The sequence below is a fragment of the Pedobacter sp. ASV12 genome, assembly GCF_016429155.1.
Classification (GTDB): Bacteria; Bacteroidota; Bacteroidia; order Sphingobacteriales; family Sphingobacteriaceae; genus Pedobacter.
On the sequence record NZ_JAELUC010000001.1, the window covers coordinates 1 to 21,899 of the forward strand.

The 21,899-nt window shown below is 45.8% G+C and carries 23 protein-coding genes; 11 read left to right on the forward strand and 12 right to left on the reverse strand.

Features of this window, described 5'->3' with window-relative positions; genetic code table 11:
• Positions 1–128: 128 nt before the first annotated feature.
• Both JHD69_RS00010 and JHD69_RS00015 read right to left on the reverse strand, forming a co-directional pair.
• Positions 129–263, reverse strand: coding sequence for a BlaI/MecI/CopY family transcriptional regulator (locus JHD69_RS00010; protein ID WP_370583439.1), 135 nt, complete (start codon positions 261–263; stop codon positions 129–131).
• 240 nt (positions 264–503) lie between these two features.
• Complete coding sequence (locus JHD69_RS00015; RefSeq protein ID WP_199135982.1) at positions 504–1,286, reverse strand: O-methyltransferase; 783 nt, start codon at positions 1,284–1,286, stop codon at positions 504–506.
• 41 nt (positions 1,287–1,327) lie between these two features.
• On the opposite strand from JHD69_RS00015, the gene JHD69_RS00020 reads away from it, so the two are divergent.
• Positions 1,328–2,185, forward strand: coding sequence for a transglutaminase-like domain-containing protein (locus JHD69_RS00020; protein ID WP_199135984.1), 858 nt, complete (start codon positions 1,328–1,330; stop codon positions 2,183–2,185).
• A 29-nt stretch (positions 2,186–2,214) separates the two neighbouring features.
• On the opposite strand, the gene JHD69_RS00025 is transcribed toward JHD69_RS00020, so the two are convergent.
• On the reverse strand, positions 2,215–3,126 hold the full coding sequence (locus JHD69_RS00025) for an alpha/beta hydrolase (protein ID WP_199135986.1): 912 nt from the start codon (positions 3,124–3,126) through the stop codon (positions 2,215–2,217).
• Positions 3,127–3,273: 147 nt separating this feature from the next.
• Here JHD69_RS00025 and JHD69_RS00030 point away from each other — a divergent pair, with 147 nt between their 5' ends.
• Complete coding sequence (locus tag JHD69_RS00030) at positions 3,274–3,516, forward strand: hypothetical protein (protein ID WP_199135988.1); 243 nt, start codon at positions 3,274–3,276, stop codon at positions 3,514–3,516.
• 34 nt (positions 3,517–3,550) lie between these two features.
• On the opposite strand, the gene prfB is transcribed toward JHD69_RS00030, so the two are convergent.
• The 3 genes from prfB to JHD69_RS00045 form a co-directional block, all read right to left on the reverse strand.
• Positions 3,551–4,625, reverse strand: a protein-coding gene (gene prfB / locus JHD69_RS00035; protein WP_199135990.1) for a peptide chain release factor 2 whose coding sequence is annotated in 2 segments (ribosomal slippage) — positions 3,551–4,564 and positions 4,566–4,625 — 1,074 coding nt in all. Because the reading frame shifts where the segments join, the coding sequence is not laid out codon by codon here.
• A gap of 29 nt (positions 4,626–4,654) precedes the next feature.
• The gene (locus tag JHD69_RS00040) at positions 4,655–5,959 is read right to left on the reverse strand and encodes an amidohydrolase (protein WP_199135992.1); all 1,305 of its coding nucleotides are present in this window, start codon (positions 5,957–5,959) and stop codon (positions 4,655–4,657) included.
• A gap of 27 nt (positions 5,960–5,986) precedes the next feature.
• A complete protein-coding gene (locus tag JHD69_RS00045; RefSeq protein ID WP_199135994.1) occupies positions 5,987–6,502 on the reverse strand; it encodes a hypothetical protein in 516 nt (171 codons plus the stop codon).
• A gap of 154 nt (positions 6,503–6,656) precedes the next feature.
• On the opposite strand from JHD69_RS00045, the gene pgi reads away from it, so the two are divergent.
• From pgi to JHD69_RS00090, 9 genes are all read left to right on the forward strand, one after another.
• Positions 6,657–8,303 (forward strand): glucose-6-phosphate isomerase, encoded by a 1,647-nt coding sequence (gene pgi, locus JHD69_RS00050; protein WP_199135996.1) that lies wholly within the window; start codon positions 6,657–6,659, stop codon positions 8,301–8,303.
• Positions 8,304–8,399: 96 nt separating this feature from the next.
• A complete protein-coding gene (locus tag JHD69_RS00055) occupies positions 8,400–9,266 on the forward strand; it encodes an AraC family transcriptional regulator (protein WP_199135998.1) in 867 nt (288 codons plus the stop codon).
• 71 nt (positions 9,267–9,337) lie between these two features.
• Positions 9,338–10,396, forward strand: a complete 1,059-nt coding sequence (locus tag JHD69_RS00060; RefSeq protein WP_199136000.1) for a hypothetical protein — start codon at positions 9,338–9,340, stop codon at positions 10,394–10,396.
• Between the two features lie 178 nt (positions 10,397–10,574).
• The gene (locus tag JHD69_RS00065; RefSeq protein ID WP_233165586.1) at positions 10,575–11,132 is read left to right on the forward strand and encodes an RNA polymerase sigma factor; all 558 of its coding nucleotides are present in this window, start codon (positions 10,575–10,577) and stop codon (positions 11,130–11,132) included.
• Positions 11,129–12,313 carry an outer membrane beta-barrel protein gene (locus JHD69_RS00070; RefSeq protein WP_199136002.1) on the forward strand — a complete coding sequence of 395 codons (1,185 nt, stop codon included), beginning with the start codon at positions 11,129–11,131 and terminating at the stop codon, positions 12,311–12,313. Before JHD69_RS00065 ends, JHD69_RS00070 begins: the two co-directional genes overlap by 4 nt.
• The gene (locus JHD69_RS00075) at positions 12,294–12,851 is read left to right on the forward strand and encodes a YceI family protein (protein WP_199136004.1); all 558 of its coding nucleotides are present in this window, start codon (positions 12,294–12,296) and stop codon (positions 12,849–12,851) included. Before JHD69_RS00070 ends, JHD69_RS00075 begins: the two co-directional genes overlap by 20 nt.
• Before the next feature lie 5 nt (positions 12,852–12,856).
• Positions 12,857–13,798, forward strand: a complete 942-nt coding sequence (locus JHD69_RS00080; protein WP_199136006.1) for a DUF5777 family beta-barrel protein — start codon at positions 12,857–12,859, stop codon at positions 13,796–13,798.
• Positions 13,799–13,810: 12 nt separating this feature from the next.
• Positions 13,811–14,272 carry a ubiquinol-cytochrome c reductase iron-sulfur subunit gene (locus tag JHD69_RS00085; RefSeq protein WP_199136016.1) on the forward strand — a complete coding sequence of 154 codons (462 nt, stop codon included), beginning with the start codon at positions 13,811–13,813 and terminating at the stop codon, positions 14,270–14,272.
• 145 nt (positions 14,273–14,417) lie between these two features.
• Complete coding sequence (locus JHD69_RS00090) at positions 14,418–14,948, forward strand: DUF4251 domain-containing protein (protein ID WP_199136019.1); 531 nt, start codon at positions 14,418–14,420, stop codon at positions 14,946–14,948.
• Positions 14,949–14,950: 2 nt separating this feature from the next.
• Here the strand turns inward: JHD69_RS00090 and JHD69_RS00095 are convergent, their stop codons facing one another.
• The 6 genes from JHD69_RS00095 to JHD69_RS00120 all read right to left on the reverse strand — a co-directional run bounded on the left by JHD69_RS00095 (position 14,951) and on the right by JHD69_RS00120 (position 21,841).
• Positions 14,951–16,039, reverse strand: a complete 1,089-nt coding sequence (locus tag JHD69_RS00095; RefSeq protein ID WP_199136021.1) for a glutaminyl-peptide cyclotransferase — start codon at positions 16,037–16,039, stop codon at positions 14,951–14,953.
• The gene (locus JHD69_RS00100; protein WP_199136023.1) at positions 16,020–16,382 is read right to left on the reverse strand and encodes a YraN family protein; all 363 of its coding nucleotides are present in this window, start codon (positions 16,380–16,382) and stop codon (positions 16,020–16,022) included. The genes JHD69_RS00095 and JHD69_RS00100 overlap by 20 nt, the downstream gene beginning before the upstream one ends.
• Before the next feature lie 113 nt (positions 16,383–16,495).
• Positions 16,496–18,448, reverse strand: coding sequence for a DNA primase (dnaG, locus tag JHD69_RS00105; RefSeq protein ID WP_199136025.1), 1,953 nt, complete (start codon positions 18,446–18,448; stop codon positions 16,496–16,498).
• 113 nt (positions 18,449–18,561) lie between these two features.
• Positions 18,562–19,227: an SGNH/GDSL hydrolase family protein gene (locus tag JHD69_RS00110; RefSeq protein ID WP_199136027.1), complete on the reverse strand. Its 666-nt coding sequence runs from the start codon at positions 19,225–19,227 to the stop codon at positions 18,562–18,564.
• Positions 19,228–19,232: 5 nt separating this feature from the next.
• Positions 19,233–20,801, reverse strand: a complete 1,569-nt coding sequence (locus tag JHD69_RS00115; RefSeq protein WP_199136029.1) for a serine hydrolase — start codon at positions 20,799–20,801, stop codon at positions 19,233–19,235.
• A gap of 98 nt (positions 20,802–20,899) precedes the next feature.
• Positions 20,900–21,841, reverse strand: coding sequence for a hypothetical protein (locus JHD69_RS00120; RefSeq protein ID WP_199136031.1), 942 nt, complete (start codon positions 21,839–21,841; stop codon positions 20,900–20,902).
• Positions 21,842–21,899: the final 58 nt, after the last annotated feature.

Here is a 21,899-nt window from a genome sequence, read left to right on the forward strand (position 1 = left end):
CCCCCCCCCCCCCCCCCCCCCCCCCCCCCCCCCCCCCCCCCCCCCCCCCCCCCCCCCCCCCCCCCCCCCCCCCCCCCCCCCCCCCCCCCCCCCCCCCCCCCCCCCCCCCCCCCCCCCCCCCCCCTCTGTTAGATGTGTATAAGAGACAGGTAAGGAGGCTTCGGCTCTTCGTCGAGCTCTTCGATGATGTCTTTAACAAACGCCTTTTCCAACTTCCATAGCACCTGCATGATGCGTTCTTCTGTTTTGGTTAATTCTTCCATAACCTAAACTTACAACTGATTTTTCAGTTATACAACTAAAAAATCAGTTTATAAACACAAAACACTGAAAATCAGTTAAATATTTTTAACCTAAGGAGATTAAAACTAAAAAACTAGGGGATAAAAGAAGCGGAAGGTTAGCGATAGAAGGCGAAGAGTTAACGCCAAAAGCCCAAACCTTTGGCAATTTGGCATCGGACGCAAACTACAGCCAATGGGCTAATAAACATCAACTATAGGCTAATACTTCAACTTAAAATGCTCTTTGGCCTGTCCTTTCCTGAAATAAACCAGTCCGATCCAGAACAGATCGACGGTTACGGTTACATCGGGATGGTTTTGAATGGTGGCCCAGGCATTTTTCATGCCTTGGCTCCAATAAATATCGTCGAAAATCAACAGCGAATTTTCGTGCAACTTAGGCAGGCACCAGTTGAAATAGTTCAGCGTAGCTTCTTCGGTATGATTACCGTCGATATATACAAAATCCAGACGGTCGGCCTTGGCAATGGCTTCGGGTAGCAAATCGTTAAAATTGCCAACCTGCAGCTCTACATTATCGAGACCGAGTTCATTGAAATTCTGCTCGGCAATCAATGCCGTTTGGGGGCAACCTTCTATGGTTAATACTTGGGCGTTGGGTTTTGCTTTTGACAGATAGGCTGTGGTAACGCCTAAACAAGTTCCCAATTCGATCAGGCTTTGGGCCTGCTGATTGGCCGCCAAGCGGTAAATAAGCTGGGCCAAGCTCGGGCTTTTCAGTGCATTTTTGGCAATTTGGCTTATCTTTTTGGTGCGGTTCTTATTCAGGTACGAGCCTGCCCCCAGATCGGTTACGGTAATCGATCTATCGTCATGCAAAAGTTTTTTTCGCAGCGCTTCTATGCGCTTGTACGCTTCTTTTGCAGAAAAATCGTAAATTACCTCATCAGCGAGCTTATATACAAAAGGCGAATGGGTACCATGCCTGCTTTTGGCAGTTAATCGATGCTTGAGGTAATCGGCAGCAAATTTTAAAACCATAGCGGCAAAAGTAAGCAAACAGAACTTGTAATTGTACTTTAATGGAAAATCTTGCAGAAATCAGCGCATTGGTCAAATTATTAGACGATCCGGATGAGGAGGTGTACCAGCATGTGCAGCAGCGGCTGCTCGAATACGGCAACGAGGTTATTACTTACCTGGAGAGTGCCTGGGAGCAATCGCTCAATACCGTACTGCAAGAACGCATCGAAAATCTGGTGCATGCCATACAGTTCAACAGCGTTAAAGAAGACCTGAACCTTTGGTACCAAAGCGGGGCTTTCGACCTGTTGCAGGGAGCCATTGTCATTAACCGCTACCAATATCCTGACCTTGACGAACAAGGCATCATCAATCAAATCGAAGAAATTAAACGCGATATTTGGGTGGGTTTACAATACGAGATGAGCTCGATTGAAAAGATCAAGTTGATCAACCATGTTTTCTACAACCAATATGGCTTTAGCGGCAATACCAAAAACCACCACGATCCGCAAAACTCTTACCTCAGCCAGGTTTTGGAAAGCAAAAAAGGCAATCAGATTTCGTTGGCCATTATTTATGCCACGCTGGCCCAAAAGCTCGATATTCCGGTTTATGGAGTTAATCTGCCGCAGCATTTCATATTGGGCTATATCGACGAAAGCAATGCCGACAAGGAATATGGCGTTCTTTTTTACATCAATGCTTTTAACAAGGGCGCCATTTTTGGCAAGCACGATGTAGACCAGTTTTTACGTCAGCTTAATTTAGAGCCTCAGCCTGGCTTTTATTCGCCCTGCAGCAATACAGAAATCATCAGGCGTATTATCCGCAACCTCATTTCGGCCTACGAAAACCTGGGCGCTACCGAAAAGGTGGAAGAATTGAAAGAGCTGCAGGAAATCCTGTCTGAATAACCAGCAGCCGGATTACTGCCACATTCCGGTTAAAGCCACTTGTTTTGTTGCATCCAGCTTTTCAGGCTTTCGAACCAGTCTTCCTTGGTGGTTCTATTGTACAGGCCAAAACCGTGTCCGCCTTCTTGGTAAATGTGCATTTCGGCAGGCACTTTGTTTCTGGCCAGGGCTTCATCGTAAAGCAGGCTGTTTTTTACGGGCACCGTACCGTCATTGTTGGCATGCACCAAAAAAGTAGGTGGCGTAGCGCCGTTTACCTGCAGTTCTGACGAAAAGTAACGGCGTTGCTGTGGCGTAGGCTGATCGCCCAAAAGATTTTTAACCGAACCTGTATGGGCATATGGTCCGAAACTGATCACCGGATAGATAAGCACCGAAAAATCGGGTCTTAAGCTGATGTTTTCCTGGTTGTCTATTTTCATATCGTTGTAATGCACACTCAAGCTAGAGGCCAGGTGGCCACCGGCCGAAAAACCCATTACGCCGATCTTGTTGGGCGAAATGCCCCACACCCCCGCATTTTTCCTGACCAGGTAAATGGCCTGCAAGGCATCTTGCAAAGGTGCCAACGATTTATCGACCATAATGGCATCGTTGGGTAGACGATATTTAAGCACAAATGCAGTAACCCCCAGTTCGGCAAACTTTTTGGCTACCAAAGTACCTTCTTTTTCAAAAGCCAAAATGCTGTAGCCTCCACCCGGACAGATAATGACTGCCGTTCCGTTGGCCTTTGCCGGCGCAAAAACGGTAAGCGTAGGGGTGGTTACCCTGCTGATGCGCAACACGCCATCGGCACCTGTTTCGATGGTTTCCTTAAAATCGGCAGGTGCTGTTTTCGAGCCTGGAATGGCGGCGTTGTAAAGCGGAATAACCTGCTGGGCCTTGGTTTGTGTAAAAGCTGTCAAGATAAAGTAGGCTAGTATGAATATCTTTTTCATCCAATTCAATTATAGACCCTAAACTTACATCTTTAAACTAAATGAACCAATATTTTTACATCCCGAACAAAAGCATGGCACTTTAAACGATTATGAATAAATTAGTTAACACCTTAATTAACTATTAAATAACTTAATCCATCAGACATGAAAACTATTTTAAGCAAAAGCGAACTCAAGAAATTTAAAGGAGGCAATGGCAATGACGACGTGTACCACAAAACCGTAAAATGTACGCGTGGCCAAGGAACTTATGACACTTGTTGCGATTCGGTTCAAGACGTAAGCGGACAAGCCTGTTGCGAACGCAAGCATTGCTCAAGCTCTGTTTTCCTTTTTATCGTATCGGGAGATTGTGTTGATGCGGCGGTATCGGATTTCTGTGCCTAAGCCAAAAAAAGCGATCAAATGATCGCTTTTTTTGTTAAAACTCCATTAAATAAGCTTTTAAAAAATCGTTGATGTCGCCGTTGAGTACGGCATCCGGATTGGAAGTCTGGAAATTGGTCCGATGGTCTTTTACCCGTCTATCATCTAATACATAGCTTCGGATCTGCGAACCCCATTCAATTTTTTTCTTGCTGCCTTCAATCAGTGCCGTGGCTTCCATGCGCTTGCGCATTTCGATTTCGTACAACTGCGATTTGAGCAAGCGGATGGCGTTCTCTTTATTTTGCAGCTGCGACCTCGATTCCTGGTTTTTGATGATAATGCCCGATGGTTTGTGGTATAACCGCACGGCGGTTTCCACCTTGTTTACGTTTTGTCCGCCAGCACCGCCAGCCCTAAAGGTTTCAAATTCGATATCGGCCGGATTCACGTCGATTTGGATCGTATCGTCAACCAGGGGATAAACATAAACCGAGGCAAAAGAGGTGTGTCTGCGGTTATTGCTATCGAAGGGCGAAATACGCACCAAGCGATGCACTCCGTTTTCTCCTTTCAGGTAGCCATAGGCAAATTCGCCCATAATTTCTATCGTTACCGATTTGATGCCGGCTACCTCGCCCTCGGCATAGTCCTGTTCCGTAACCTTGTAGCCGTTCTTCTCGGCCCACATCAGGTACATGCGCAAGAGCATGCTGGCCCAGTCGCAGCTTTCGGTACCTCCAGCCCCTGCGGTAATCTGCATGACGGCCGGCAGTTGGTCTTCCTTGCTGTTCAGCATGTTTTTCAGCTCCAGGTCTTCGATTACCTGTAGGGCCAAGGCATATTGCTCGTCCATTTCCTCCTCGCTGGCATCACCGCTTTGCAAGAAATCGTACAATACGGCAGTATCTTCTACCGCGGCATTAGCCTTGGTAAAGCCTTCCGTCCATTTTTTCTTGGTGCTGATTTCGGCCAGAATGCTTTCGGCCTTTTTGGGGTTGTCCCAGAAATCGGGAGCCAACGTTCTTTTTTCTTCTTCGCTTATCTGATATAACAATTCATCAACGTCAAAGATGCCTCCTCAGAGAAGCTAATCTATCTCTTAAATCCTGTAACTGGTCTTTAGTCATGCACAAATATAGAAATGATTGTGGGAGTATTACTTTTTCATCGATAGATAATCCAACGTCAGGTTGCACAATGCTTTTACGCCCAATGCAAAGCTGCTCTCATCGATAAAGAAATCGGGCGTATGATGCGACGGTGCTTTTAAGGGGTCTTCGCCTTTGGGCATACCCCCTAAAAAGAAAAACAGTCCGGGTACTTTTTCCTGATAGAACGAGAAATCTTCGGCGCCGGTTACGGGCGCTTTCAGTTTTACATTGTCGGCACCGGCTGTAGCCTGCAGGCTTGGCAGCATCTTTTCGGTCAGCGCCAAATCGTTAAAAGTTACCGGATAATGGTTGCTGTAGGGAATTTGCACTTCGACTTTGGCACCAGCAGCCTCGCCGGTTTTAATGGCAATGGTTTTAATCCGATCGATGAACATCGCCTCATCGGCCGCCGTAAAATTCCTAACTGTACCCAGCATTTCTACCTTTTCGGGGATGATGTTAGACCGCACGCCGCCATGAATAGCGCCAATGGTAACCACACCCGGATTTTCGGTAATGTTGAGGTTTCTGCTTACAATGGTTTGCAGGTTGTTTACAATTTGTGCGGCCACCACAATCGGGTCGATGCTGCTCCAAGGGTAAGCGCCATGGGCCTGCCTGCCTGTAATGGTAATCTTCATGTCGTTAACGGCCGCCATGGTACCTCCGGGGCGATAGGTCAGTTGGCCAACCGGTGTTTGCGAATTGATGTGTAAGCCAAAAATAGCGTCGACCTTCGGGTTTTGCAGCACGCCTTCTTTAACCATGAGCTGTGCACCACCTTCTTCGCCCGCGGGCACGCCTTCCTCTGCCGGCTGAAAGATGAATTTAACGGTGCCGGGAATATCTTTCTTCATACCGGCCAAAATTTCGGCCACTCCCATTAAAATAGCCATATGCGAATCGTGGCCACAGGCATGCATCACCCCTACTTCCTGGTCATTATAGATTGTTTTTACTTTCGAAGCAAAGGGCAAGGCACCTCTTTCGGTAACCGGCAAGGCATCCATATCGGCTCTTAAAGCCACCACGGGCCCCGGCTTGCCTCCAACCAAAATACCAACCACTCCGGTTTTGGCTACACCGGTTTTTACTTCCATGCCCAACGACTGCAAATGCTTGGCAATAATGCCTGCGGTACGCACCTCGTTGTTGCCCAGTTCGGGATGTTCGTGAAAATCGCGGCGCCAGCTGATTACCTTTTGGGCCAAGGCATCTGCCTGTTTGGAAATAGCCACTTGGCGGGCCGTATTTTGAGCAAATAGCCATAATGGGGCAATCAAAAGCCCGGAGAGCAATATTTTCTTCATCTTGAATTTAAAATATAGGTATCGGCACTAATTAAACAGTCCTTTGAGCTTATCTACCAAGCCACCGCCTTCGGCTTGCCCGTCGGCACTTGGGGCTTGATTGCCTCCATTAAACATGCCCATCACGTCGCTCAGGTCAAATTTCCCATCGCTGCCACCCGCCAATTTGCCCAAAATATCCTGCAGGTTAAAAGAGCTGTCGTTCGGGTCGTTGGTTTTTTGCGTAAGCTTGCCAATAATAGAAGGAATGATGCTCGAGGCTACGTTTTTGGCGGTTTCGGCATTAATGCCCAAGCCGCTCAGTTTATCGACAAAGCTACCCGAAGCCTGCGCGGCAACTGCAGAACCTTCGGCATTGCCTCCGTTAAAAATATCGGCCAGGCCACTCAGGTTTCCAGACGTAACCTGTGCCTTCAAACTTTCGAAAATAGAACCCGATGCGGCTTCAATGACGGCTTCGTTGTGTTCATTAGGTATTTCGCTATTGTTTACAACAGCATCCTGCGCATTTTCGCGCACCAGTTCATTCAGGTTTTCTAACATGGTTTAATTTTTTTAAGTTGATGGATTATAGTAAAACGATCGAACAATAGGCGGGCTGATTGGTTATTGAATATAGAAAAATTTCATGGTTTTTGAACATTAAAAGACAATTTAAATTGTTTGCTTTCTTACTTTTACAAAAAACATATATGCTATGCTTCCCACAATAAACTTTACCCAAACAGAGGCCTATAAATATTTGGCTGACCATTTTATAGCGATCAACCAACAAAGCATCAAGGATCTTTTTACCGAAGACGCCGAGCGTTTTGCCAAATTTTCGATTTTGTTCGAAGATATCTTGTTCGATTTCTCCAAGAACAGGATCAACGATACCACCATGGCCCTGTTGGTGCAGTTGGCCCGCGAATGCAAGCTGGATGAAGCCATTAAAGCCATGTACAGCGGCGAAAAGATCAACCAAACCGAAGATCGCCCCGTGCTGCACATTGCCTTGCGCAACCAAAGCAACGAGCCCATTTGGGTTGATGGCCAAGATGTGATGCCCGAAGTGAATGCGGTTTTGGCCAAAATGGAGAAATTCAGCAATTCGATCATCTCCGGCCAGTGGAAAGGCTATACCGGCAAAGCCATTACCGACATTGTAAATATCGGCATTGGCGGTTCAGATTTGGGGCCTGTAATGGTTACCGAAGCCTTAAAAGCCTACAAAACACGTTTAAACCTGCATTTTGTTTCTAACGTTGACGGCACTCACCTGGCCGAAACCTTAAAAGCGATAAACCCGGAAACGACTTTGTTTTTGGTGGCTTCTAAAACATTTACCACACAAGAAACGATGACGAACGCCAACAGTGCCAGAGATTGGTTTTTGAACAGTGGTGCCCAAAAAGAAGATATTGCCAAGCACTTCGCCGCTTTATCAACCAATGCCAAAGATGTAGCGGCATTTGGCATCGATACCGAAAACATGTTCGAGTTTTGGGATTGGGTAGGTGGCCGTTACTCGTTGTGGAGCGCTATTGGCCTGTCTATTTGCTTGGGCATTGGCTACGATAATTTTAAACAACTGTTGGCTGGCGCACATGCAACCGACCAACATTTCAAAAACACGCCATTTGAGCAGAACATTCCGGTAATTTTAGGTCTGCTGGGCGTATGGTACATCAATTTCTTTAATGCCGAAACCCAGGCTATTTTGCCTTACGACCAATACCTGCACCGTTTTGCGGCCTATTTTCAGCAAGGCGATATGGAGAGCAACGGCAAACACGTAGACAGAAACGGAAACCCTGTTGATTACGAAACCGGCCCGGTAATTTGGGGCGAGCCAGGTACCAACGGCCAACATGCCTTTTACCAGCTGATCCACCAAGGCACCCGTCTTATTCCCTGCGATTTTATAGCCCCGGCGCAAAGCCTCAATCCGCTGGGCAACCACCACCCTATTTTATTGTCTAACTTTTTTGCCCAAACCGAGGCCTTAATGAATGGCAAAAGCGAAGAAGAAGTAATCGCAGAACTTCAAAAAGCAGGCAAATCTGAAGCAGAAATTGCCAAATTGGCTCCATTCAAGGTTTTCGACGGCAATAGGCCAACCAATTCTATCCTGCTAAAAAAAGTAACGCCTTACAGCTTGGGTAGCCTTATTGCCATGTACGAACATAAGATTTTTGTACAAGGCATCATCTGGAACATCTTTAGCTTCGACCAATGGGGTGTTGAGCTGGGCAAGCAACTGGCTCAAAAAATACAGCCCGAACTTGCAGACAACAGCCCTGTAAGCACCCACGATTCTTCAACCAACGGCTTGATTAACCAGTATAAGAGCTGGAGATAACAAAAATTATGGCCAACGGCATCCGCTGTTGGCCATATGAACAGGCTACAGAAATTTGTATTTTTAACCCAACTGTTGCACAAGCAGCTGTAAAAAATGGCATCGGGCACCAAAGTTAAGACTTATCATTTTCTACCCTATAAGTATGGCTCAGAATTGCTATTGGATATTGGTCGTATCGAAACATTGAATAATTATGTATTAGATAGCACCTTACATCAACTCAGTTTTTACGAAATTCTTTTCATCGAAAAGGGAACAGGCACTTTTACATTGGACGAAAACACAACGCCAATAAGTCCACGGACCATTATTTTCACCAGTCCCGGGCAAGTGCGCCGCTGGGATATTGAAGAACCGGTAAGCGGCTATACCTTATTCTTCGAAAAAGACTTTCTCCATCTCTTTTTTTCGGACGAGCTATTCCTCTATCGATTTCAATATTTTCATCAATATTTGCGTCCAACCGATATGCAGCTAGCCGAGTTGCCATTTGAGCAATGCCTGCAGCTGCTCTATGGCATAGAGCGGGAGTTTGGGCAGCTCCAAAACGATAGCAACCATTTGATCAGGGCCTTGCTCTATCAATTACTCGTTGTGCTCAACCGATATTATGCCTCCGTTTACCATGTTCAGAGAGATACCTATGTGCACGCTGATTTTTATAGATTTAGAGCTTTGCTGGAAAAGAAATTTGTGCACCACCGCAATGTGGAGGCCTATACCAAAATGCTAAATGTAAGCCCCGGCTTTCTGAATAAAATCTGCAGGCAATTTAGTGGCTTATCTACCCAACAAATGATCCATTACAAGCTGATTTCAGCCATCAAGAAACAACTGTATCAAAACAAATCGGCAAAAGAGATTGCCTACGAGTTTGGCTTTTCAGATCCCTCTAATTTTAACCGTTTCTTTAAAAAGCTGACCGGCATTACCCCCCAACAATACCGCAAGGAGATATAATTGACCATTTTAAAGCTAAAACGACCATTTTAGGAAGGCAAGCATGTTTTAATTTTACAGCAAAAAAGAACATGATCAAATACACACTTAGCCTCTTATTGTTTGCCATGAGCGTACTGCTGGCACAGGCAGAACAATTATACGTTAATCCTCAAGCGGGTAACGACGCAAATTCCGGCATAAAAACAAGCCCGTTAAAGACACTGATGGAGGCCGCAAGGCGCGTAAACCTCAATCAAGAGCGGACATCAACCACCATCTTCCTCGCTGAAGGCATACACCTGTTAACCCAAACCGTTGTATTTACCAATGACAAGTATACCCTTAAAAACCGGCTGATTATTCGTGCGTGTGTTATGCCCGACGATGCGGATTGGACTCCACAAAAAATGCCAATTGTAGTGACAGCAGTGCCACTTGTATCGGGTGTAGGCGGAGAAGAAGCAAAAGGCATACAGCCAGAGGTTAGCCACGTAACCATTGAAGGCCTGCGATTTACCGGCAGCCCAGATTACGCTTATGTGGACGGCAAAAACCTGCGTCGCTCCTATCCAATATGGCGTGATGGCAAAAAACTGGACGACCTGCTCGTTACACAATGCCTATTTGCCGGCAACGTTGATGTGTTGCCTTTACATGTGGGAATTATCGCTAATGGCTATGGCCTCGTTATTGATCATTGCGTTTTCTTCAACTGCAAAAACCCTGTTGTTTTTTGGCAAACCGACGGAGGTACTGGCAGCCCTAATGCCATGCGCTACTCACTGGTATATGGCTGTTATTTTAGTGGCGTTTGGACTACGCAAAGTACCAATGGAGACGATTTCGAATTTCATCATAACATCATAGCAAACAGCAGTACGGTATGGATCAGAGAAAAAGGAAGCACGCGTCGCTACAAAGCTGCTGATTGCCTTTTTACCGATTACACCAATCTGGCAGGTTATGGAAGTGGCCCCTTAAGCGGCAACGATGCAACTTCGACAGATTTCCTGGAAATGAAAAACGTACAAACCACCGGAAGCGTAAAGATTGAAAAAGACCAGAGCAAACGCAATTACCTGCAATTAGCCGAAGGCTCGATGGGTTCGAACCTAAAGGCGGGCCTTTTCAAAAAGAACCCGCAATAATTGAATTGCATTCCTTATTGAAAATCGCCAAAGCAACCCGGCAACCTAAAATCGCTATTCATTGATCAATGAATAGCGATTTTTCATTTAAAGCAAATTTTTATTGCTTAAATTTCTAATAGCAAGGCAACCTTAAGCTCCTGGCTGCCGTAACTGCATATAACTAAACAAAATTACTTTGCTTACACCCGAACTCATCAATGGCTGTATCAAGAAGGACCGGAAAAGTCAGAAGGAACTTTACCGCCTCTACTATGGCTATGCCATGAGGATCTGTTTGCGCTACGCCAAAAACAAAGACGAAGCGGTTGAGTTGGTAAACGATGGTTTTATGAAGGTATTTACAAACCTGCAGCGCTACGACAAGGAACGCTCGTTTAACGCCTGGATCAGCACCATTATGATCAATACCTCAATAGACCATTACAGAAACCGGATAAAACAAATGGAAATGGAAGAACTTAACGCTAAGCACGAATTGGAAGATAGAGAGAATATTCTTTCCCATTTACACTATGAAGACCTGATCAGATTGGTTCAAAAACTTTCTTATGCCTACCGAACGGTCTTTAACCTTTTTGCCATAGACGGCTACTCGCACGAGGAAATTGCCGAAATGCTTTCCATCTCGGTGGGCACCTCCAAATCGAATCTGTTTAAGGCAAGGGAGAATTTAAAAAAGATGCTGGCCGAAACTTTGGCAACCGATCAGCAACAAATGAGCTATCAAAAATGAAAGAACTGAACGATAAAGATTTTGACCAGGCTTTTAAAACACGGGTAACCGAAGAATACCTGCAGTTTGAAGAGGAATCTTGGTTAAAGATGGAGAAAAAGCTCCAAAAAAGAGACCGCATGATCTGGCTGAGAAATGCCAGCATTATTTTGCTGTTTCTTTCGTTTGGTTTGGGCTTCTTCCTGTTCAACAGGCAAGAACAGCCTAAGCAACAAACTGCCCGCAACAACAAACCCAAACAAACGCAAAAGCCTTTGGTTGAAGCCCCTAAACCTATAACCGAACTAGCCCAAGCTCAACCGATTGGCCCAAAAACCGATGCGCCTACTTTGAGTAAGCAATTGTCAACAGCACATCAGACTACCACAACCGTAACCACAAAAGGCAATAGCGATAAGCCTGTTTCAGACCATGCCATAGCCCATGTTATTCAGGCGCCTGCCAATTCCGCACCAATGGCAGCGCAACCAGTAAAACCTGTACAAAATACCGAATTGACCGATCAGCAGGTTATTGCACAGCTGACTTCGCCAAGCATCAACGCCATTGATACAGCAGACAACCTTGTCCAAAAGCCAAAAGCGAAACGTAAAATCCCGATTAGCCTGGCCATTAGTGCAGGACCTGATTTTAATTCTACCAGTGCCCTGATAGGTGGCAAGGGAACCGCGGCCTTCGGATTGACCGTTGGTGTGGGAATCAGCAAAAAAATAACCATCCAAACCGGTGTTATTTATGGTGCCAAAAATTACACGGCCAGCAATTATGATTATCAATTCAGCAACCCGAATATAAAGAACAGCATTGCGCAGATCAACGCAGCTTGTAAAGTGCTTGAAATTCCGTTAAGGGCTTCCTATTTGCTTAACGACAACAAAAGCCGCAGCCTTGAACTGAACGCTGGGCTATCGAGCTACCTGATGCTAAAAGAAGATTATGTGTTTAAGTACACGGCCGCCAGTGGCAAAGCCGATAGGCTTACGCAAAAAACCAACGCCAATCAGCATTTTCTGAGCGTGCTCGATCTTTCGGCCACTTACAACATCAAACTGAACAATAAATTCGGTTTCGGCATAGAGCCTTACGTTAAAATCCCTTTGGGAGGCATTGGCGAAGGAAGCGTGCCTTTAAAATCGAGTGGTGTATCCTTAAAACTGCGTTATGAACTCAACAAGAAATAAACTGGTCTGGGTGGCTTTGCTCTGCCTTGGCTTGATTGGAAAAGCCGAAGCTCAAAATTATGTGGGCAAAAGCCTGAAGATGACGATCTTTTCTTCTACCCCGGTTGAAGACATCAAAGCCGCAAGCACTTCGGCAAGCGCCGTGCTGGTAGCCGACAAACAGGAGCTGGCAGTGCAACTGCCCGTTAAAAGCCTCGAGTTCGACAAAAAGCTGATGCAGCAACATTTTAACGAAAACTACATCGAGAGCGACAAATACCCGATGGCCAAATTTAAAGGCACCATCACCCCCCAGTTGGATTGGAGCAAAGACGGCGAGTATCCCGTTACCGTAAAAGGCGTGCTCAATGTACACGGCATTGACCAAAACCGGACAATAGCCGGCAAAATAACGATCAAGGGCAATACCATAAGCATCAGTTCGAGCTTTGAAGTAGCCTGCAAAGACCATCAGATCAAAATTCCTCGCCTTGTATTTGCCAAAATAGCCGAAGTTATCAAGGTAACTCTACAAGGCACCCTAGAGCCACTCAAATAAACGTTATGAAAAAGTCTAAATTTTTTATTTACCTCTTTTTGGTTTTAGCCCTGTTGGCCATGAGGGCTAGCGCGCAAACCGCCGAGGCGCTGTTGAGCCAGCTAGACAGCACCAAGAAATTCAACAAGGTAGAAGCTACCTTTAAGGCAACGCATGTGGTACTTTCGCATTCTACCGAAACCCAAAAGAAACACGACCTCGATTTGAGGATCAGGCATCATTTTGGGGATATTGGTGGCGAATTCGGAAGCGCACACACCCTGTATGGACTCGATGTGGCCACCGACCTTTTTATCGGGCTGGATTATGGCTTAACCGACAACCTGACCGTTGGCTTTGGCCGCAGCAAGCATGATGAGCTTTTTAACCTTTATGTAAAACAAAAGCTGCTGCAACAAACAACTGATGGGAGTATGCCCATTAACCTCACGTTTTTGGCCCAGGCAGGCCTGGTGGCTCGAAAACCATTTACCGACACCGAATTTGCCAACTATGGAAACAGGCTGAGCTATTTGATCCAACCTATATTTTCGAGGAAGTTCTCGCAACGCATTTCACTGGAAGTAATGCCGGCCTTCCTGATCCGTTCGGTAAGTGCCGATCCTAACGACCCTAAAAACCTGTTTACCTTGGGCTTTGCCGGGCGGGTTAAGCTCACCAAGCGACTGTCGTTTGTAGCCGATTATACCTTGGTTAACGGCCTATCGCGACCAAATAAACTCGCCGTCCCCCTATATAACCCCTTGGGTATAGGCCTAGAGATCGAAACCGGCGGGCACATCTTCTCGCTCAACTTCATGAATTCGGAATACATTAACGAAAACAGTTTTATAGCCAATACCAAAAAATCGTGGACCGATGGTGGCGTCCGTTTTGGCTTTACCATTTCGCGCAACTTCAGCCTTTTTAAATCTAAAAACCCCGATACGAAATCGACAATTTACTAAAACTATAATTTTATGGAACGGAATGAATTTATCAAATCCCTAGGGCTGGGTATGGCTCTGGTATGCGCCGGAAGTTGCCTTTCGGCCTGTGGAAGCAAGTCTAACGACCCTGCGCCAAGTCCGCCCGGAGGTGGCGGAGGCGGAGGCACGACCGGCGCTACTGCAAGCATAGACCTTGCCACGCAACTCACCACAGTTGGTTCTTTTGTAGCCACGGGAGGTGTTTTGTTTATCCGCCTAGCGGCTGGAAATAGCACTTCTTCGTTTGTAGCCACTCAGGCCGCTTGTCCACATCAGGGCGGCGCATTAAACTGGATCCAGGCCAGCAACCTGATCCAATGCAGCCTACATGCTTCGCAGTATACCTCAGGTGGCGCTATTTTAAGACAGCCTAACGATGGAGGCACAACCAATGCCCTTAAGGTTTACAACACGAGCATTTCGGGCAATATATTAACCGCTACTATTGTTTAGTTTTTAAGGTTGAAAGAAGGACGGGAGAAATATTTTCCGCCCTTTTTTCGTTTTCTTTATGGAAAACCGGTATATTATTAATCATATAGCTGATTTTGAATTTGTTATTCAGAACTGATTTAAGCATTAAATATACTTCATGACCATGAAATCATTTAAAACCTTAGTAGCTATGGCAGGTTTGGCACTTTTGTCCACTGCCGCTGCCGCCCAAACCGATAAAGCCACTACCCGCAAAATTGTGGAAGACAAGAACTACACTTTTGTGGCTACAAGCGCTACACCGCTCAATGGGTCTGACATCAACAGTATTTTGTCGAAAATGCCTGGAGGAGCCAGTGGAGGCAATATTAACCTCACAGGCAATAATTACGACGTACGCATTACCAAAGACAGCCTGATTGCCTATCTGCCTTTTTACGGCAGGTCTTATACTGCTCCAATCACCAACGAAGAAAGCGGCTTCAAGTTTACCAGCAAAAACTTTGTTTACGACACCACCAAGCGCAAAAGAGGTGGCTGGGACATTAGAATCTACGCAAAAGACGTTAAAGACAGCCCACAACTCACGATCAGCATCAGCGAAAGCGGCTATGCTACCCTCAGCATGGTAAGCAACAACAGGCAGGCCATTACCTATAACGGCTACCTGAGCGAAAACAGCAAAAAAGACTAGCGTTACTCGTTGAGCAGTTTGATTTCGTAAAGCTTGGGCCATTTTTTGCCTACCACAAATAGCCGTTTGCCTTTGGCATCCCAAGCGATTCCATTGAGCACATTGCCGTTCACTTCGTCCTGTGTTTTAAAGAAATTCTTGGGCACTAGTGCTGTGAGGTCTATTTCGGCTTCAATTACCCCTGTTTTGGGATCAATACGAACAATCTTATTGGTTTGGTATACGTTTGCATAAATCTTGCCGTCAATAAACTCGAGTTCGTTAAGCTGTTCTACCTGACCTTTATTGTCGTACACCTCTATATAGCCTTCTTCCTGATAGGTATCGGCATTCATGAACCAGATGCGGTTAGAGCCGTCGGTACGCAAAATCTTTTGGCCATCAAAAGCCAGGCCCCAACCCTCTCGACTGAAAGGAAAGGTAGCCAATTGCTTAAAAGTTTGGGCATCGAATACAAAACCCGTGTTTTCCTTCCAGGTTAGCATGATGATCTTATTGCCCAGTTTAAGCGAGCCTTCGCCAAAATACTGTGCCGGTAATTGGATCTGTTGCAAGGTCTTGCCGGTTTTTAAATCGACATACTTGAGTTTAGAGCTTCCATACTCGCCGGTGCTTTCCAATAGTTTGCCCTCTACATAGGCCAGGCCTTCGGTGTAGGCGCTGGTATCGTGCGGAAAGGTATTGACCACTTGATAACGGAGCGGTTTAGGCGTTACGCCACTCGTTAACACGATGTTGGTTGTGATGGTATCGTTCTTGCCATCTTTTGTAACGATTGCCGTTAAGTTCTTATAGCCAAGCGATAGACTGTCGCTTTTGATGCTGACAGGACCAACATTATCATGTAAGTAAGCTTTGAGCTTACCATCTAGGTAATAGCTGATTTCTTCGATTTTCTCGCTTTTATCCAGGTCTAAACTTAGGGTAATGGGTTGGCCAAGCACAAACTGCTGGCCTTGCTGGGGTGCACTAAAAGTAGTATAGCTACTTGTGCTACCGTGCTTGCAGGAAGCCAGGCCAAACAGTACAGCAAGCAAAACGCCAAGCCGGACAGGAATGAGGTTATCGGTTTTAAAAAGGCCAAAATGCATCTTGAATATGGTTTATGGTATAATGGTTTGGTGTATCAAATAAAACAGCAACAATATCAAACCTCACTTCGCCCTGATGGCCCATCAGTTCTACGTAAGCCGTTGCCGCCCGGATAAGCTGTTTTTGTTTAGCTTGGCCCACAAAATCTTCGGGTTGCCCAAAAGCAGTCGAACTCCTTGTCTTTACTTCTACAAAAATCAGTTGGCCATTAAAATAGGCTACCAAATCTAACTCTGCTTTTCCATGAATCCAATTTTCTTCGAGCAACTCGTAGCCCAAACCGGTTAAATAGTTGGCGGCTATGGCCTCGCCCTGCTTGCCTAAATCGTTGTGTGTAGCCATTTGCTTGGTTTATTAGTTCTTTAGTTCATTGGATGGTTGAATGGTTGACAACTGTTGAACTGAAACTGAAAACTTCGGGCTGAAACTGGCAACTGCTAATTGCAAACTGAAAACTATTTGACAATCACCGAGCCCAGGTACTTGGAAATCTCCTTTTCAACGTTTTTGATAAAGGCATAGCGTTGCATCAGGATTTCCTGATTGATTACGTCTTTTTCGTGTTTGATTTCCTGCAGCAGGTCTAGCAGGATTTTGTCTACTTTCCGTTTTTTGAGATGGTACAGGCCGCCCAAAATGGTAGCTTTAAGGTTAACGGTTTCATCGCGCACGTAAATGGTATGCTTGTTGTACCAGTTTTCGCTCAGCGTATAGGGCGAGGTAGACAAGGTGATGGCCAAATCGGCAATTTCGCGGTCTTCGCTTTTGATAAACTGGTTGGCGGTTGGCAACTGGCCATTTTCTATTTCGGTACGGTAATGGTCGATGATTTTTTTGCAGAGCGGATTTTCGAACGTTACATCGGTAAGGTTCTGCATAATGAACGATCCGATGTACATGTTATCGATTTTATCCCAGCTCACCAGTTCATGTCCAAAAGCCAACAATAAACGTACAATTTCTTTTTCCTGGCGTTCGTCGTCGGCCGAAAGCTGTACCGTGGCTTGATTGCTCGGCCCGTCTTCGGCAAAAAGATCGTCGGGTGGCATATCGGAGTGCGCGGGCTGGCGCGAAGAAGCCGAAGCAGCAGCATTTTTTTTCAGCTTGGCTGCACGCATGGTGTTCAGCTCGCTCAACAGAATTCGTTCTTCTATACCCAATAAGCCGCTACACTCGCGCACAAAAACCGAGGCTTTGATGTTATCGGGTATTTTGGCAATGCTTTCAACAATATCGCGGATGATGCCTGCCCTTTTAATCGGATCTGTTCCGGCTTCGGCCAACAGGATATTGGCCTTGTACAGGATAAAATCCTGACGCTTGGTTTCTACATAAGTCTTAAACTCGCCGGCCCCCACCTTATGCATATACGAATCGGGGTCGTCGCCATTTGGAAAAGAAACCACTTTTACGTTCAATCCTTCTTCCAAAATCATATCCAAGCCTCTTAGCGAAGCTTTGATACCAGCCGCATCGCCATCGTACAAAATGGTAATGTTCTGCGTAAAACGACCAATAAGGCGGATCTGTTCGATGGTGAGCGAAGTACCTGAGGAAGCCACTACGTTTTCGATATTGGCCTGGTGCACCGAAAGCACATCGGCATAACCTTCTACCAGGTAACAGTTATCCTGATCGCGAATGGCTTTTTTGGCATGAAATAACCCATAAAGCACATTCGATTTATGGTAAATATCGCTTTCAGGCGAGTTTACGTATTTAGGTACGTTTTTATCGGTTTTTAAGGTACGCCCGCCAAAACCGATTACCCGTCCGGTAAAGTTGTGGATGGGGAACATCACCCGGCCGCGAAAACGGTCGTATAGCTTGCCTTTATCGTTTCTGATAGCCAAGCCCGTTTTTTCGAGGTACTCTTCGGTATGCTTGTTTTTGATGGCCTCTAAAGTCAAGGCATCCCAAACATCGGGCGAGTAGCCGAGATTGAATTTCTTGATGATGTCTTCCCTAAAACCCCGCTCCTTAAAATAGCTTAGGCCAATGGCACGGCCTTCGTCGTTGTTCCACAGGTGGTCTTCGAAAAAGTTCGCGGCAAACTGCGACACGATATACAGGCTTTCGCGGGCATTTTGGGCTTCAACATCCTGATGGCTATCAACCGTTTCTTCAACCTCGATATTGTATTTGTTGGCCAAAAACTTGAGCGCTTCGGGATACGAATATTTTTCGTGGTCCATGATAAAGCGCACTGAATCGCCACCCTTTCCACAGCCAAAGCACTTGTAAATGCCCTTGCTTACCGAAACGTGAAAGGAAGGGGTCTTTTCGCCGTGGAACGGACAATTGCCAATGAGGCTGGTTCCGCGTTTTTTAAGGTGCACAAAATCGCCTACTACCTCCTCTATGCGGGCAGTATCCATTATTTTGTCTATGGTTTCGCGGTTGATCATTATTTGTAGGTATTGAGATGTAAGATATGAGAGGTGAGACTTGAAATAACCGATACAACGAATAACAATCCCTGCCGATTCTCCAATCTCACTTCTATTGTCTCAACACTATCTTATTTAATAAAAGGCAGCATTTGATCGGCTACCAACTGGTTGCCGGTATCGTTCAAATGTACGCGGTCTGTAGTTAGCACGCCTTTTTCTTTATCTTCAGTATTGTTTTTGGCTTCGTATTCGGCAAAGGCCTTTCTCAAATCGCAAAGTGGCAGGTTGTTTTTGGCAGCCAGTTCCCTCACACCTTGTGCATATTTGTTCAGGTCGGCATCGGCTTCGTTGGTACCGTCTTTCTTCTCGCCAATAACCGATGGTGTACATACCACCACCTTGGCGCCATTGGCTTGGATTTTATTAATCAATGCTTGATAAAACTTAAGGTATTTATCGTAGTCTGTACCGGTTCTGGCGCCCAGTTTGTGCCATACATCGTTAATGCCCACATAAATGATTACCAAATCTGGTTTTTTGGCCAATACGTCTTCTTCCATGCGCAGGTAGAGGTCGTACACTTTATTACCGCCAACGCCTGCCCCAATCAGTTCGTATTTAGCCGGATCCAAGTTTTTTTTCAATTGGTTAATGTAGCCATTGCCTTGCACGCCGGCCTGGGTAATCGAATCGCCAAAGAAAATTACTTTTTTGGGCTTTGCTTTCATGGCTATGCTTAAGGTTAAAATTAGTGTTGCTGCAATTAATCCCATGTGCTTCATGTGGTTCTTCATGTTGGTTATTTTTTAGTGGTTAGTTTAAAATCTAAATCCTGAAAATCGAAACTGAAGTCTGTCAAAGGTGAAATGGCTTCCATTTTAAAGCCGTCGGCCTTGCCTTCGTTGCTCAGTCCAAAGTTAACAAAGGCATCGGCATCCAAGCTCCTGTCGTACCACCTTACAATAAAGGTATTGCCTTTATAATAAGTCATGTCGCCTTTAAGTTTGGGTGCGTTTTTAGCCTGGAAGTGCATTTTCCCGTTCACTTCGCTAATGGTTACTTCGCCAAACCAATCGTCCTTAAACGTGCCCAAATAATTTTTCATGTCGGGCTTTGCCGTCGTTGCCTTTTGGGCAGCCGCAATATCGGCCCAAACCTTGTCTACGATTTCCTTGGCCTGTTTCTCGTTTCTTAAACGGTTATCGTTATAGGCCTTGATACGGTCTTGGCCCTTAATGCCCAGGTAGCCATCTTTAATGGAATTGGTAATGGAGTTAAAAGCGGCGCCCGATTGCTGGTTGGTGAGCACGATAATGCCCAGTTTCAATTCTGGCAAAATGGTTACCTGCGTTACAATACCCGATAGGCCTCCGGTATGCGTAGCCTGGAAATTACCATTTACCGAGCTCAGGAACCAGCCCAAGCCATAACTGCTGAAGCTGGCTGGGTTGCCACCAGCGATGATGGTTTGCGGGGTCCACAGCTCTCTGGCTACCGCCGGACTGAACAGTTTCTTGTCGAGGTTGTCGCCGTATTTGCCTCCATTGATCATGGCCGTTACCCATTTGCTCATGTCGGTTACGCTCGAGTAGATGCCTCCGGCTGCATTGGCAATTTCGCCAAAGCTGAGGCCTACTGGCAACAACTTGCCTTCGTAGGGGGCATGGCCATCAATAACGTTCGATTTGTCTTTTAAACGGTACCAGGAAGCCGCAGTTTTATTCATGCCCAAGGGCTTGATGATTCTGCTTTCTATAAAATCTTCGTAGGTAAGCCCCGATACCCTGGCTACCACTTCGCCAGCTACAATGTACATCAGGTTATCGTAATCGTATTTGGTGCGGAAAGACGAAACTGGTTTCAGGAAGCGCAGGTTATGGATCAGCTGCTTTTTATCAACGGTCGACGAATCTGGCCAAATCATCAAATCGCCAGCCCCTAGCCCCAAGCCACTGCGGTGGGTCAGCAAATCCCTAACTGTAAATTCGCTGGTTACATAGGCATCGTACATTTTAAATTCCGGAATAACATCGGTCACTTTGGTATCCCAGGTAATTTTCTTTTCATCAACCAACATGCCCAATGCGGCAGCGGTAAAGGCCTTGGTATTGGAGGCTACGCCAAACAGCGTGTTCTCATCAACTTTCTGATTGGTTTTGATGGAGCGTACGCCATAGCCTTTGGCATGAATGAGCTTTCCGTCTTTGATAACGGCTACAGCAATGCCCGGCACATCGAAAGTGGCCAATGTTTTTTCGGCAACGCTATCTATCTGTTTGGAGGTGAGTACCTGCGCCTGCAAACTGGTGGCGAAAGCGCATAGGGCAACCAGGCCAAGCCCGATAGTTAAGCGGTATGATAAATGCATAGTTTAAAGATTTGAATGCTAAAGATAACGATCTTTTAGAGCCTGTTTAAAATTATCTAATAATTTGCCCATGGTCTGTGCGACACAGACCATGGCAACTATTTGCCCTTGCCCAGCTTATAATCTTTGTGCAGGATCAGAAAACTAGCCCGCTCTTCCTTTTTGAAGGGGTAATCCCAGTTGCCCTGATAGGTAATTTTGGTGGGCAGCTTCACCTCGTCAAAATAGCTCATTTCGATGTTCATCTGCACGTCGAAATCGAAGAGCATGTTGCTGTACTTCATATCTACATAACGGCCCAAGATTTCGAAGTTGCGCTTGTCGAAAATGGTAACCAGCTCCTTGATCATCAAGCCGTCTTTGGTCCAGTTACTCAAATCGGGTTTCACCGAAACCTTGAAGCGGTAAACCGGGATAGAATCCAAATAGGTACCGCTGTAAAAAGTATAGTCGTAATACTGGCGCATATTGGCCGTAAAGATCTGCGTTTTGTTGCCGATGAACGGCAGGCCCTTAATCGGGCGCCCCGGATTAAAAATCAAGGTTTTGAGCTTGTCTTTATAGCTTTCGTTTTTGCTTCCGTCGGTACCTGGCGCCGAGTTGGGCACAAAATCGGTATTGTAGGCATTCATAAAAATGTAATCGAACATTTCTACGGTGTACAACTGGTATTTGCCATTTTTCTTATAAATCTTGCCGTTGTCTTCCTTCACCAGGTACTCCATTTTATAGGGCCCATCGTTGTTGTGCTTGATCTTTCTGTAGATACGGCCATCAACCTTGTTTTTTTTATCGTAGGTGTATACCCTGTTTTCGGCAATGAAAGTATATTTTTTCATGTTGCGAAAAGCCTGATAAAAACTGGTATCGTTGATAATGGCATCGATAAAGGTTTCGACATTGAGGCGCTTAGCCTTGATGTTTACGACCGAATCGAGCTGTATGGTAGGGATGGTATCTGGATTAAAACGTTGGATCTGTTGCGCACCTGCGCCAAATGCAACAAGGGTTAACACCAGCAATAACAATATTTTTTTCATCAGTTCTTTCAATACAAATATCCTGCCTTAAATGTAAAACGGAAGAGGCAGGACGAAT

Bases quoted from the DNA above. Each gene is read 5' to 3' on its own strand.
- JHD69_RS00075 (WP_199136004.1), top strand. From the start codon at position 12,294: ATGAACTCAACAAGAAATAAACTGGTCTGGGTGGCTTTGCTCTGCCTT.
- JHD69_RS00015 (WP_199135982.1), bottom strand. From the start codon at position 1,286: ATGGTTTTAAAATTTGCTGCCGATTACCTCAAGCATCGATTAACTGCC.
- JHD69_RS00020 (WP_199135984.1), top strand. From the start codon at position 1,328: ATGGAAAATCTTGCAGAAATCAGCGCATTGGTCAAATTATTAGACGAT.
- JHD69_RS00070 (WP_199136002.1), top strand. From the start codon at position 11,129: ATGAAAGAACTGAACGATAAAGATTTTGACCAGGCTTTTAAAACACGG.
- JHD69_RS00115 (WP_199136029.1), bottom strand. From the start codon at position 20,801: ATGCATTTATCATACCGCTTAACTATCGGGCTTGGCCTGGTTGCCCTA.
- JHD69_RS00040 (WP_199135992.1), bottom strand. From the start codon at position 5,959: ATGAAGAAAATATTGCTCTCCGGGCTTTTGATTGCCCCATTATGGCTA.
- JHD69_RS00080 (WP_199136006.1), top strand. From the start codon at position 12,857: ATGAAAAAGTCTAAATTTTTTATTTACCTCTTTTTGGTTTTAGCCCTG.
- JHD69_RS00110 (WP_199136027.1), bottom strand. From the start codon at position 19,227: ATGAAGAACCACATGAAGCACATGGGATTAATTGCAGCAACACTAATT.
- JHD69_RS00045 (WP_199135994.1), bottom strand. From the start codon at position 6,502: ATGTTAGAAAACCTGAATGAACTGGTGCGCGAAAATGCGCAGGATGCT.
- JHD69_RS00010 (WP_370583439.1), bottom strand. From the start codon at position 263: ATGGAAGAATTAACCAAAACAGAAGAACGCATCATGCAGGTGCTATGG.
- JHD69_RS00100 (WP_199136023.1), bottom strand. From the start codon at position 16,382: ATGGCTACACACAACGATTTAGGCAAGCAGGGCGAGGCCATAGCCGCC.
- JHD69_RS00060 (WP_199136000.1), top strand. From the start codon at position 9,338: ATGATCAAATACACACTTAGCCTCTTATTGTTTGCCATGAGCGTACTG.
- JHD69_RS00025 (WP_199135986.1), bottom strand. From the start codon at position 3,126: ATGAAAAAGATATTCATACTAGCCTACTTTATCTTGACAGCTTTTACA.
- JHD69_RS00095 (WP_199136021.1), bottom strand. From the start codon at position 16,039: ATGCATTTTGGCCTTTTTAAAACCGATAACCTCATTCCTGTCCGGCTT.
- JHD69_RS00090 (WP_199136019.1), top strand. From the start codon at position 14,418: ATGAAATCATTTAAAACCTTAGTAGCTATGGCAGGTTTGGCACTTTTG.
- dnaG (WP_199136025.1), bottom strand. From the start codon at position 18,448: ATGATCAACCGCGAAACCATAGACAAAATAATGGATACTGCCCGCATA.
- JHD69_RS00055 (WP_199135998.1), top strand. From the start codon at position 8,400: ATGGCATCGGGCACCAAAGTTAAGACTTATCATTTTCTACCCTATAAG.
- JHD69_RS00120 (WP_199136031.1), bottom strand. From the start codon at position 21,841: ATGAAAAAAATATTGTTATTGCTGGTGTTAACCCTTGTTGCATTTGGC.
- pgi (WP_199135996.1), top strand. From the start codon at position 6,657: ATGCTTCCCACAATAAACTTTACCCAAACAGAGGCCTATAAATATTTG.
- JHD69_RS00085 (WP_199136016.1), top strand. From the start codon at position 13,811: ATGGAACGGAATGAATTTATCAAATCCCTAGGGCTGGGTATGGCTCTG.
- JHD69_RS00030 (WP_199135988.1), top strand. From the start codon at position 3,274: ATGAAAACTATTTTAAGCAAAAGCGAACTCAAGAAATTTAAAGGAGGC.